Annotated in this window: 10 protein-coding genes; 6 read left to right on the plus strand and 4 right to left on the minus strand. The window is 71.3% G+C overall.

The features are described 5' to 3' along the window. Nucleotides 1–129 precede the first annotated feature (129 nt). Nucleotides 130–3,234, plus strand: coding sequence for an ATP-binding protein (locus ACJ8AT_RS37080; RefSeq protein ID WP_407742703.1), 3,105 nt, complete (start codon nt 130–132; stop codon nt 3,232–3,234). A gap of 10 nt (nt 3,235–3,244) precedes the next feature. On the opposite strand, the gene ACJ8AT_RS37085 is transcribed toward ACJ8AT_RS37080, so the two are convergent. The 4 genes from ACJ8AT_RS37085 to ACJ8AT_RS37100 all read right to left on the minus strand — a co-directional run bounded on the left by ACJ8AT_RS37085 (nt 3,245) and on the right by ACJ8AT_RS37100 (nt 6,234). Further along, nucleotides 3,245–4,213 (minus strand): lipid kinase, encoded by a 969-nt coding sequence (locus tag ACJ8AT_RS37085; protein ID WP_407742704.1) that lies wholly within the window; start codon nt 4,211–4,213, stop codon nt 3,245–3,247. 25 nt (nt 4,214–4,238) lie between these two features. Beyond that, complete coding sequence (locus ACJ8AT_RS37090) at nt 4,239–4,955, minus strand: HAD family hydrolase (RefSeq protein WP_407742705.1); 717 nt, start codon at nt 4,953–4,955, stop codon at nt 4,239–4,241. Nucleotides 4,956–5,012: 57 nt separating this feature from the next. After that, complete coding sequence (locus ACJ8AT_RS37095) at nt 5,013–5,792, minus strand: hypothetical protein (RefSeq protein ID WP_407742706.1); 780 nt, start codon at nt 5,790–5,792, stop codon at nt 5,013–5,015. Nucleotides 5,793–5,883: 91 nt separating this feature from the next. Further along, nucleotides 5,884–6,234 carry a hypothetical protein gene (locus ACJ8AT_RS37100; RefSeq protein ID WP_407742707.1) on the minus strand — a complete coding sequence of 117 codons (351 nt, stop codon included), beginning with the start codon at nt 6,232–6,234 and terminating at the stop codon, nt 5,884–5,886. 212 nt (nt 6,235–6,446) lie between these two features. Here ACJ8AT_RS37100 and ACJ8AT_RS37105 point away from each other — a divergent pair, with 212 nt between their 5' ends. The 5 genes from ACJ8AT_RS37105 to ACJ8AT_RS37125 all read left to right on the plus strand — a co-directional run. Next, nucleotides 6,447–7,451, plus strand: coding sequence for a site-2 protease family protein (locus ACJ8AT_RS37105; RefSeq protein ID WP_407742708.1), 1,005 nt, complete (start codon nt 6,447–6,449; stop codon nt 7,449–7,451). Beyond that, on the plus strand, nt 7,448–8,191 hold the full coding sequence (locus ACJ8AT_RS37110; protein WP_407742709.1) for a hypothetical protein: 744 nt from the start codon (nt 7,448–7,450) through the stop codon (nt 8,189–8,191). Before ACJ8AT_RS37105 ends, ACJ8AT_RS37110 begins: the two co-directional genes overlap by 4 nt. A gap of 1 nt (nt 8,192) precedes the next feature. Further along, a complete protein-coding gene (locus ACJ8AT_RS37115) occupies nt 8,193–9,512 on the plus strand; it encodes an ATP-binding protein (protein ID WP_407742710.1) in 1,320 nt (439 codons plus the stop codon). Between the two features lie 12 nt (nt 9,513–9,524). Beyond that, nucleotides 9,525–10,082: a response regulator transcription factor gene (locus tag ACJ8AT_RS37120; RefSeq protein WP_407742711.1), complete on the plus strand. Its 558-nt coding sequence runs from the start codon at nt 9,525–9,527 to the stop codon at nt 10,080–10,082. Nucleotides 10,083–10,167: 85 nt separating this feature from the next. Then, on the plus strand, nt 10,168–11,453 hold a 1,286-nt coding region (locus tag ACJ8AT_RS37125), incomplete at its 3' end, for a YncE family protein (protein ID WP_407742712.1).

An 11,453-nucleotide genomic window follows, 5' to 3' on the forward strand; every position in this document is an offset into this window, starting at 1 on the left:
GTGAGAGCTACAGAGCATCTGACGTGAAGTGTTGACCCCCGCGTATTGTAAGAGAGATGTGAAAGTGAGGAAATAACCTCCAACGGTGGGGTGGGGAGCGGCTCTTCATCGCTGGCCCAGGAGCGGGTGATGGCGGATATCCCGATACCGCGAGCAACACCTCTCTCTGGTGCGCTGCGCGTGGGAGGCGCGGTGTTCCCCACCGGGCTCCTGGCGCTCGTCTTCAGCGACATCCAAGGCTCCCCTCAACTGTGGGAGCAGGACCCCAGCGGCATGCGAGCGGCGCTGGCGCTGCACGACGCGGTGTTGAGGGACAGGCTCGAAGCGAACGGTGGCTATGAGGTGAAGGGCCAGGGCGGCGCCTTCGTGGTGGCGTTCGCCTCGGGGACGGACGCCGTGCGCTGGTGCCTGGAGACGCAGCAGGCGCTGCTGCACGTGGACTGGCCGGAGGGCCTCCTGTCCAACCCCCACGCCGCGTGGGAGGAAGGCCCCGAGGGGACGCTGCACCGCGGCCTGCGCGTGCGCATGGGCGTGCACGTCGGCGAGCCCCTGTGCCGCGTGGATCCGAAGACGGGCCGTGCGGACTACGTGGGGCGCATGGTGGATGTCGCCGCCCGGGTGGCGGAGGCGGGGCATGGCGGCCAGGTGCTGCTGAGCGGAGTGGCCTGGACGCAGGTGGCCGCGAGCTGGGAGGTGCTGGGGCGCCCCGGGGTGCGTCCGCTGGGAGAGTTCCGCCTCGAGAGCCTCGAGGAGCCGATCGCGCTGGTGGAGCTGCTCCCCCCGGCGCTGGCGGGACGGCGCTTCGGGGGCCCGCGGGTGCCACAGGAGCTGCGGGGCAACGTGCCGGGGGCGGTGGGAGAGCTCATCGGCCGCACGGATGAGCTGGCGGCGCTGCGGCGCCACTTCGAGGCCGGCGCGAGGCTCGTCACGGTGCTCGGGCCTGGCGGCATGGGCAAGACGCGGCTGGTGACGCACTTCGGCTGGCGTCAGCTGCAGGCGGGCTCCTGGGAGGGGGGCGTGTGGCTGTGCAGCTTGACGGAAGCCTCGAGCGTGGAGGACATCTGCCACGCGCTGGGCGAGGCGCTGGGCATCTCGCTGAGCCGCAGCGGCCCGGAGCAGGAGCCGGCGGAGCAGCTCGGGTATGCCCTGGCGGGGCACGGCGCGGTGCTCGTCATCCTGGACAACATGGAGCACATCCTCCCGCACCTGCCCGCCACGCTGGGCCGCTGGCGGGAGCTGGCGCCCGAGGCGCGCTTCCTGGCCACCTCTCGCGAGGCGCTGGGGTTCGAGGGCGAGTGCACCTTGGATCTCGCGCCGCTGGGCCTGCCCGCTGAAGGCGAGACGCGCCTGGAGGCCATCTCCCGCTCGGAGGCGGTGGGCCTGTTCGTCCAGCGGTCCCAGGCGGCGCGGGGAGGCTACGCGCTGACGGCCGAGGAGGCGCCGCATGTGGCGGAGATCGTCCGGCGGCTGGATGGGATTGCGCTGGCCATCGAGCTGGCGGCGGCGCGCATGCGGCTGCTGAGCGTGGAGCAGCTCCGTGAGCGGCTGGCGCACCGCTTCGAGCTGCTGCGCGGCGGCCTGCGAGCGGCCTCGGCGCGGCAGGACACGCTGCTCGGAGCCATTGACTGGTCCTGGAGGCTGCTGGACGCGACGGAGCGGGCCGCGCTGGCCCAGTGCTCGGTGTTCCGCGGAGGCTTCACGCTGGAGGCGGCCCAGGCGGTGATCGCGCTGCCCGTGGGCAGCCCGGAGGTGCGCGAGGTCATCGAGTCGCTCCGCTCGAAGTCGCTCTTGAGGAGGTACGTGCCGGACGGGCTGGAGGAGTCCGAGGCCCGGCTGGGCATGTACGAGAGCATCCGCGAGTACGCGCTGGCCCGGTGTGCGGAGAGAGGAGAGGGCGCCTCGCTCGCGGAGCGCCACGCGGACTTCCACCTGGCCCTGGCCCGGCAGCTGCGCGAGCGGGTGCGGGGTCCGGGAGGGCGCGAGGCGCTGCGGCGGTTGGCGCTGGAGCGGGAGAACCTCCTGGCCGCGTGTGACAGCGCCCTGGCCTCCGAGCCGGCGCCGCGCTCGGTGGAGCGGGCGTTGCGAGGGCTGGTGGCGCTCGAGCCGGATGTGGCCGCACGAGGCCCGGTGGGGATCACGCTGCCCCGGATGGAGCGCGCGCTGGAGGTGGCCGCGAAGCTGTCCGTGGCGCCCCTGCTGCGGGCCGAGCTGCTCGCGGCGAGAGGCCGGATGTATGGGGCCTCGGGGCACGTGGCGGCCGCCCAGCGGGACCTGGAGGCAGCGCGCGAGGCCTTCCACGCGCTGGGCGAGCAGGCCCAGCAGAAGCACGTGCTGGTGGACCTGTCCATCCTCGCGCGCCACGCGGGGAACATGGACTCGGCGTGGAGCTGCATCCAGCAGGCGCTGGCGTTGCCCTCGGAGGGCAGCGCGTGGCTGGAGGCCTATGCCGTCGGCAACCTGGGCCTGGTGGAGCAGCTCCGCGGTGGAGCGAAGGCGGCGATCCCCCACCTGCGCACCGCGCAGAAGCTGTTCCAGGCGGTGGGCGATGAGATGTTCGAGAGCGGCTTCCTCAACAACGCCGCCTACGCGCTCGCAGAGGCCGGAGAGACGCGCGAGGCCATGGTGCTGTTGCGCGAGGCCATGGTGAAGGCCGCCAGCGCGGGGGATGGCGTGGGCTATGCCATCGCCCGGCTCAACCTGGGCTGCTCGCTGCTGGAGGAGGACCGGGCCCAGGAGGCCAGCGGGCACCTGGAGGCCACCGTGCGGCTGGGGCAGAAGCTCGGCATGCGCATCCTGGAGGGGTGCGCGCGGGGCGAGCTGGGCCGGGCCTACCTGGCGCTGGGCGCGGTGGAGGTGGCTCGGGGCTTTCTGTCCGAGGCCGTCTCCATGTTGGGACAGCCGGCGCGCTGGCATGCGCTGCGCTTCAGCGCGCACCTCGCCGCGGTCCAGGCCTACGCGGGGCAGATCGCCGAGGCCGAGGCCGGCTTCGCGAAGCTGGCGGTGGCCCCCGAGCTCCAGCAGGACGCGGTGCTCTTCGAGCTCACCTCCTTGCTGCAAGTGTCGGTGGATCTGGCCCAGGCCCGGGCCGCTCCCGCCGGGTGCTCGGAGGCAAAGCAGGCGCTGGAGCGCGCGCGTCAGCGCGTGGAGCGGGCGTGGAAGGTGCCCACGGAGGCGATGTCCTCGGATCTGCGAGGAGCGTTCCGGTTCTTCGAGCGCTCCTTGCGGCAGTTCTGAGCGCTGCTGTTCAGTGCACGGGCTCCACGGGCGCGGGCGCATAGACGCGCAGCGCCGCGGGGACCAGCTCGAAGAGCATCGGAGTGCGGCCGATCAGCTCCCCGTCCGCGTTCACCTCCTGGACGGGCTCGGCCTCCACGTACAGGCGCGAGGTCCGCAGGTAGGTGACGGCCGGGTGCTCCACGTGGTTGCCCCGCCGCAGGGACAGCGCCACGCGAGCCAGCGTCGCGAGGTCCTCGAGCTGGCCGAGCCCCGTGCCCTCCCGGCCCGACTCCGCGGAGGGCGCGGTGATGGCGTAGACGTGCAGCCGGCGATCATCGAGCGCCGCGTCCGGAGCCACCATGTTGCCCGCGCCATGGTAGCGCCCGTTGCCCACCACGAGCTGCAGCACCTCCAGCTCGAGCGACTGCGAGTCGGCCTTCATCCGCACGCGGAACGGCTGCAGCTCGCCAAGCTGGGTGGCGGCGGCCAGGGGATAGGCGAGCTTGCCCATGCGCTGCTTGAGGCGCTTCGTCAGTCTCCGGGCGATCGCCGTGGCCAGCCCGAGGCTCGCCGCGTTGAGGAAGGGGCGCCCATTGGCCAGCCCCACATCCACCCGCGCCGTGTAACCCTGGGCGATGAGCTCACAGCCCTCCTCCACCGAGGCGGGGATGCCCAGCGAGCGCGCGAAGTCATTGCCCGTGCCCAGCGGCAGCACCCCCAGCGTCACGTTGCGCCCGAGCAGGTGGGACACGGCGCAGCTCACCGTGCCATCGCCCCCGCCCACGAGGATGCGCCGCACGCCTTGCTCCACCGCCTCGCCCAGCACCTGCGGCATCCGGTGAGGGCTGGAGATCGCATGGCAGCTCACCAGCGGCACGCCTCGCGCGGCGAGCGCCTCGCGGGCCGCCTCGAAGGCCTTCTTCCCCGAGCGGGACTTCGTGTTCACCACGAGCACCGCGGGCCCGTCCTCCAGGGCGCGGCGCCGCGGTGGAGCCATCAGAGCTGTTTCCAGGAGAGCCTCCTTAGCGGGACTCGTCATCCTCCGGAGAGGCCGGCACTCCCGCCTCGCCCCAGGGCCAGGTGCGCGGAGCGGCCTCGAGCCGGGCCAGCAGCTCCGCCGGATCCTTGATCAGCACCCGGCAGCCCGCGGCGCGCAGATCCTCCGCCGGGAAGCCGCCGCACAGCATGCCCACGGTGGGCAGGCTCACCTTGCCCGCGGCCAGCGCGTCATAGGGCGTGTCCCCCACCACCACGGTGGTGCTCGCCTCGGGGTTGCCGAGCTGCTTGAGCGCCACCTGGAAGATGTCCGGGTGAGGCTTGCTCTTGTCCACCTCGTCCTTGCTGGTGGACTCCTCGTACAGCCCCTGGATGCGGCACAGCTTCACGTACTGCTTCAGCTCCTCCTCCTTGGCGCTGGAGGCCAGGGCGATGTGGAACCCCTCCTTGCGCAGGCGCTGGAACAGCTCGCGCACCTTGGGGAAGGCCCGGATCTTGGGCAGGAACTCCTTGAGGAACAGCTGGCTGCGGTGCTCCTCCAGCTCCTTGCCGAACTGGGCCAGCTCCTCGTCATTGAAGAACACGGGGATGAGCTGATCCGCGCCCTTGCCAATCTGGCTGCGCACGTGCGCGAAGGGCACATCCCGGCCGAACTCCAGGAAGGCCCGGCGCCAGGCCTCGGCGTGCTCGTCCACCGAGTCCACCAGCGTCCCATCCACGTCAAAGATGACGTTCTGCACCATCCCCATACCTCCGGACTGGAAGGTGGGAACGGTGCGGCCTGGGGGCAAGGCGCGAGGCTACTTCCCGGCGGAGTCCACCAATGTCTTCGTCTGCACCTCGTAACCCTGCGGCGCCGCGAGCGTGAAGGTGTCATTGGGCAGGGCCGGGTTGAGCTCCACCGTGGAGAGCGTCGTCTCGCCGACGTTTTCGCCCTTCACCCAGCGGGTGAGCTTCTGGGGGACGCAGAGCTCGATCGCCTTCTCGCAGTGCTCCTGCTCCACGCGCACCTCCACCACGGTGCCGTCCGGCAGGCGCGTCTGCTTGCCCAGGAAGTCCAGCGAGGGCCAGCGCAGCGTGTAGGCCACCTCCAGGCTCTCGGCGCCCGGCTCGGCCACCTTCGCGGACAGCTCCACCGCCTCCGGGGCGCGCGGGTGCTGGGTCCGCTTCACGCTCATGCTGGAGGGCAGCAGCGGCGCGTGGAAGCCCTCGGGGGTGAAGGGGGCGAACGTCTCGGTGAGGAAGCCGGCGCGCCGCTCCGGAGAGAGCTGGTTCTGGAAGGTGGTGAAGCGCTTGTCCGCGTCGCTCTGCTCGAAGAGGCGCTCGCCGTCCCAGGAGAAGGTGCGGGAGATGGGAGCGGCCAGCGTGCCGCGCATCTTCTGGGGCGCGCGGTAGGCGAAGGTGAAGCCCACCGGCTCGGCGCCCTGCTCGCTGGTGCGGCCCTCCAGCCGGTAGCTGCTCAGCCGCGCGTCCCGCTCGATCAGGCGCCGCTTCACCTCGGCCAGCAGCGAGGCCTGCTCGGACTGCTTGCTGCAGCCCGCGAGGAGCAGGAGGGCGAACAACAGGAGGCGGGCGCGCATGGGGGAGCGGGAGAGAGCGGAGGTGGAAAAGAAAGAAGGCCCCACTGTTGCCAGGGGGCCTTTTGAAGAAACAGAGCCTGCGACGACGGGCTTACTTGACGGCGATGCCCATCGCGGTGGAGTTGGTGATGCCGATGATGCCGCCGGTCAGCGCGTAGATGCCGTGACGGGGGGTGGTGCTCGCGCCCTTGAGGTCCACCTTGGAGGCGCCCATGGCCTTGGCCTCGGCCACCAGGAGCTTGTTCACCACGGTGTCGAGGTCGCTCTGGACCAGGTCGACGATGTGGAAGATGGCGGTCAGGCCCAGGGCGTTGGCCTGGACCACAGCGACGGCCTCGCCACCGTTGGCGGAGACCTCGGCGCCCGAAACGACGGCGCTCTCGACGCTGGTGCACGCCACGAGGCTCATCGCGGCAACGGCGGACAGAATGGCCTTCTTCATTTGTGTCTTCCTCCCAGATGGTAGGCTTGCGGGATTGGGGATGCCCGGCAGTACGAGGCCCCTGTTGATTAGTCGCCCCTCAAGCGCGCTGGCTACGTAGCAGATGGCTCCTGAGAGTCAAGATCCGTTCAGGGAAGAATCCCCTTTTTCCAGGGTCCGGGCCTCGCGTTGCAAAGGGAGGGGGGCCTTGGTAGCCAGACTTCCGGCACCTCATGGAGAACGTTACCGCCCGTCCCGCCTCGCGGCTGTGGCTGCACCTGTTGCTGTTCGTGCTGACCGTGGGGGCCACGCTCAGCGCGTACCTGGTCTCCTTTGGGAATGTGCTGCCCTGGCAGGTGCTGACGGTGTTCTTCAGCAACCTGCAGATGCGGGGTGACGCCATCGCCTTCAGCCTGGCGCTGCTGGCCATCCTCGGCTCGCACGAGATGGGGCACTACGTGCTGGCGCGGATCCACAAGGTGGAGACGAGCCTGCCGTACTTCATCCCGCTGCCCTGTATTGGCGTGGGCACGCTGGGGGCGGTGATCCGGCTGCGAGGGCGGATCCCCGACCGCAACGCGCTGGTGGACATTGGCGCGGCGGGGCCGCTGGCGGGGCTGGTGGTGGCGCTGCCCATCCTCTTCTGGGGGCTGGGCCACTCGCAGGTGGTGGACTCGCCGGCGGTGCAGGCGGCCTTCCCCGGGGAGAACTCGCTCTGGGTGCTGCTGCGTGAGCTGTTCTCCTGGCTCATGGCGAAGCTCACCCACTCCATGCCCGGGCCGGAGGCGCTCGCCGTGCACCAGTCGCAGCTCGTCTTCGGCGACAGCCTGCTGATGAAGGGGCTGACGTGGCTGGCGGTGGGGCCGCTGCCCGAGGGCAAGGACGTGCTGATCCACCCGGTGGTGATCGCCGCGTGGTTCGGCCTGCTCGTCACCCTGCTCAACCTGCTGCCGGTGGGGCAGCTGGACGGGGGGCACCTGGCCTTCGCGGTGTTCGGCGCGCGCGCGCGGTGGGTGGGCAAGGGCGTGGCGGCGGTGCTGTTCCTGCTGATGCTGTTCGCCACGGCGTCCTGGGGCGTGTGGCTGGTGGTGACCAGCAAGCTGGTGGGCTTCGGGCACCCCGAGGTGCTGGAGCCAGGGGTGCCCCTGAGCCGGGGGCGCAAGTGGATCTGCGCCCTGTGCCTGCTGGCGCTGATCGGCTGCGCCATGCCCATTCCACTCCGGGAGGTGCTGTCATGAGGTACCTCTGCGATGCCTGCGAGCGGCTGGCTCCACCGGCGGCGTTCCGGGTGGAGCTGGGCGTGCTGGTGATGACATGCGCGCGCTGTGGCCAGGAGAGCCGCGCGCGGCCCGAGGAGGCGCTCGTCGCGGCGGTGGCGCAGACGAACGCGGAGGCGGCCTCGCAAGAGGCGCCCGCGCCCCGGAGCAGCACGGTGCCCTCGCTGAAGGTGGTGGCGCTGCGGCCCTCGGAGGGGCAGGTGCGCGAGGCGGCGGCGCTGGCGCGCTCGGAGGATCCCTTCGCGGTGCCCGCCGGCTTCTGCCCCAAGTGCATCGCGGCGCGCAAGGAGGGCGCGGAGGCTTGTGCCTCGTGCGGCCTGGTGTACGCCAACTTCACTCCGGGGGAGCAGCAGCTCTCCGAGCCCCTGCGCGCCGCGTGGCTCTCGGTGCTCGAGCGGTGGGATGACCGCGACGCGCATGATCGGCTGCTGTCGCTGGCGATGGGACGGGGCGAGCTGGCCATGGCGGGCCGCCTGTACCGCATCCGCCTGGCGCAGGCGCCCGAGGATTTGTACGCCCAGCGCGGCCGGGACGAGGTGGTGCGGCTGGCCACGGCCTCGCCAGTCACCTTCAAGCCCGCGGTGGCGCAGTCCAGCTCCTCCAAGGTGCAGCTGCTGGCGGGGATGATCTTCTTCCTCATCCTGGTGGTGGTGGGGATGATGATCTACCGCCAGTTCCAGCTGTCCTTCGGGGGACCGTGAGGTGCGCGACGCGCACGCCATCAATCTCTCGTGGCTGCTGAGGCTGCGCTGGGGAGCGGTGGTGGGGCAGGTGGCGCTGATCCTCCTGGCGCGCCTGGGGTTGGGGATGCCGCTGCCGCTGGGGCCGCTGTTCGCCACGGTGGGCGTGGCGGCGGTGAGCAACGCGGGGCTGGGGCTGTGGGCGCGCCGCCCGAGAGAGAGCCGCGAGTGGATGCTGTGGGCGGTGATGGCGCTGGACGTGGTGCTGCTCACGGTGCTGCTGGACTTGAGCGGCGGCCCGTTCAACCCCTTCAGCACGCTGTACCTGGTGCACATCGCGCTGGCGGCGGTGGTGCTGCATGCGCGGTGGACGTGGGCGCTGGTGGCGCTGGCCCTGGCGTGCTTCGGGGCGCTCTTCGCCGGGCACCTGTGGGTTCCGGGAGGGAACCCGGGGGCCTCGCACCACCACATCAATGACGTGCCGCTGCACCTGGAGGGCATGTGGCTGGCCTTCGGGGTGGCCTCGGGCTTCATCGTCTACTTCGTCCAGCGGGTGACGCGGGCCCTGGGCGAGCGCGAGGCGGAGCTGGTGGCCGCGCGGGCGGTGACGGCGCGCAACGAGAAGCTGGCCGCCCTGGCCACGCTGGCCGCTGGGGCCGCGCACGAGCTGTCCACGCCGCTGTCCACCATCGCCGTGGTGGCGCGGGAGCTGGAGCGGCGGGTGGAGCTCTCGCCCGCGGGGCGGGAGGACGCGCAGCTCATCCGCCAGCAGGTGGCGCGCTGCCACGACATCCTCGCGCAGATGGCGGCCGATGCCGGGGCCAGCCGGGGCGAAGCCTTCGTGTCCGTGAGGCCCGCGGCGCTGCTGGAGCAGGCGCTGGAGGGCCTGCGCGGCCGCGAGCGGGTGCAGGTGGAGGTGGACAGGAGCTGCGAGGAAGAGGGGGTGCCGCTGCCGGCTCGAGCGCTCACGCATGCCATCCGAGGCGTGGTGAAGAACGCGCTCCAGGCGTCGGCGGAGGGGACTCCGGTGAGGCTGGGGCTCGTGCGAGAGGCAGCGGGCTGGCGGCTCGCCGTGGAGGACGAAGGCGCGGGCATGCCACCGGAGGTGCTGGCGCGAGCGGGCGAGCCCTTCTTCACCACGAAGCCTCCGGGCGAGGGGATGGGGCTGGGCCTCTTCCTGGCGCGAGCGGTGCTGGACCAGCTGGGGGGGAAGCTGGAGCTGCGCTCGGTTACGGGCCGGGGGACGCGCGTGGAGATGAGCTGGCCGGTGGAGCGCCTGCGACAATTTGCCCCGTTGTCCCTGGAACCCGGCGGGGCGAGCTTCCCACGTTCGGGCGCGTGAGCCCGGCCCGCCATGGTGCCTTCGAGAGCCTCCGACGCCCCTTCGCTGTTGCTCGTGGATGATGACGAGGTCTTCCGCGAGCGGCTGGCGCGCGCCTTCCGCGAGCGCGGCTACGAGGTGGTGACGGCGGGCTCGGTGGATCAGGCGCTCGCCGCCGCGCGGCAGGAGTCTCCGGAGCTGGCGGTGGTGGACCTGCGGATGCCGGGGCGCAGCGGGCTGGAGCTGGTGCGCGAGCTGCGAGCGCTGGATGCCTCCACGCGCATCCTGGTGCTCACGGGCTACGGCAGCATCGCCACGGCGGTGGAGGCGGTGCGGCTGGGTGCGCTCAACTACGTGCCGAAGCCCGCGGATGTGGATGATCTGCTCGTGGCGCTGGCGCGAGGCCTGGGCGAGCCCAGCCCTGCCGTGGCGGAGGATGTCCAGGCCCCTTCCCTGGCCCGGGCCGAGTGGGAGCACATCCAGCGCGTGCTGGCCGACTGCGGAGGCAACATCTCCGAGGCGGCTCGGCGGCTGGGGCTCCATCGGCGCTCGCTCCAGCGCAAGCTGCAGAAGTACCCACCTCCGCAGTAGCGAGGGCTCGCGCACCCTCCGAAGGAGCAGGGGCGAGGCTCACCCGGGGTACGATGTGGAGCGGACCGTCGCCATGAGGAGCCCCATGTCACGCTGGATGCGAACCCTGCTGTCCCTGAGCGCTGCTGCGTCGCTGGCCGCGTGTGGAGGCGATGCGAAGCCGACCCCGGCTCCAGCCCCCGAGCCTCTGAACCCCACGCTCTTCGCGGCCTCCGAGGGAGCGCTGGTCGCCATCGATCTCGAGACGGGCGAGAAGCGGACCGGCACGGTGCCGGACATCTCCGGCCCGGCGGACCTGCAGGTGATGGAGGACGCCACGCTGCTGATGAACCTCTCCAGCCGCAACGAGGTGCTCGCGGTGGACGGACGCACGCTGCAGGAGCGCGCCCGCTTCTCCTCTTCCTCGATGGGAGGTACGCGCCCGACGCACTCGTACGTGAGCCCGGCGCGAGGCGGGAAGCGCTACTGGCTCACGCTCAACGACGGAGTGGGCAACAGGCTGAATTCCAGCACGGCCTTGTTCGTGGATGCCACGGAGGGCAGCCCCACGTACCTCCAGCCCGTGGGCGAGGTCAGCCTGGGCATCGGCCACCACAAGGCCAGCTTCAGCAACACGCGCGAGCGCGTGGTCATCAGCAACATCGCCGACTGTGAGGATGTGCTGAGCGTCTACGACTACTCGGACGTGCGGAACATCCAGAAGGTGCAGACGTTCTCGGCGGGGAGCCTGGGGCTCGCGTGTTCGCTGAGCGCGCCGCTCCTGCCGCATGGCTGCGCTACCTCGAAGGTGTCGGGCCATGCCTACTGCAACCTCACGGGTTCGGGCTCCATCGTCTCGGTGGACTTGGACGCGACGCCGCCCACGGCGAAGGTGATTCCCACGGGAGGCCGGGGAGGAGGCTTCACGCAGGCATACTGGGATGGGCGCTACCTCTATTCGGTGCAGGCGTCCCCGCGCGAGGGCAGCGCCACGTCTCCGGGCGCCGCGTGTCAGGTGGGCCAGCTCGCGGTGGTGGACGCGAGCTCGGACTCGCTGGCCCGCGAGGTGCCGCTGCGCTACCGCGGGCCCGACTGCACCGCGACGCTGGGGGGGACGGACGAGGCCAAGGCCGAGGTGTCTCACCTGGTGACGGGGCCGGGCGGGAACACGCTGTACGTCACGCTGGGAGCCTTCAACGACGCGGACGCCCACGTGCGGCAGGAGCTGGTGGTGGATCTCACGCTGCCGGCGGCACCCGCGCAGCGCGCCTCCATCGCCTTGGGGCCGAGCAATGGCAGCCCCGCGGACGCGCTCTCACCGGATGGACGCTTCCTCTTCGTCTCGAACACCACGGAGAACGGCCTGAGCCAGATCGACACCACCACCAACAC

It is taken from the genome of Hyalangium sp., assembly GCF_045802625.1.
Classification (GTDB): Bacteria; Myxococcota; Myxococcia; order Myxococcales; family Myxococcaceae; genus Hyalangium.

What these genes read in the sequence shown, in the direction of transcription:
- ACJ8AT_RS37080 (WP_407742703.1), top strand. Translation starts at nt 130, where the DNA reads ATGGCGGATATCCCGATACCGCGAGCAACACCTCTCTCTGGTGCGCTG.
- ACJ8AT_RS37085 (WP_407742704.1), bottom strand. Translation starts at nt 4,213, where the DNA reads ATGGCTCCACCGCGGCGCCGCGCCCTGGAGGACGGGCCCGCGGTGCTC.
- ACJ8AT_RS37090 (WP_407742705.1), bottom strand. Translation starts at nt 4,955, where the DNA reads ATGGTGCAGAACGTCATCTTTGACGTGGATGGGACGCTGGTGGACTCG.
- ACJ8AT_RS37095 (WP_407742706.1), bottom strand. Translation starts at nt 5,792, where the DNA reads ATGCGCGCCCGCCTCCTGTTGTTCGCCCTCCTGCTCCTCGCGGGCTGC.
- ACJ8AT_RS37100 (WP_407742707.1), bottom strand. Translation starts at nt 6,234, where the DNA reads ATGAAGAAGGCCATTCTGTCCGCCGTTGCCGCGATGAGCCTCGTGGCG.
- ACJ8AT_RS37105 (WP_407742708.1), top strand. Translation starts at nt 6,447, where the DNA reads ATGGAGAACGTTACCGCCCGTCCCGCCTCGCGGCTGTGGCTGCACCTG.
- ACJ8AT_RS37110 (WP_407742709.1), top strand. Translation starts at nt 7,448, where the DNA reads ATGAGGTACCTCTGCGATGCCTGCGAGCGGCTGGCTCCACCGGCGGCG.
- ACJ8AT_RS37120 (WP_407742711.1), top strand. Translation starts at nt 9,525, where the DNA reads ATGGTGCCTTCGAGAGCCTCCGACGCCCCTTCGCTGTTGCTCGTGGAT.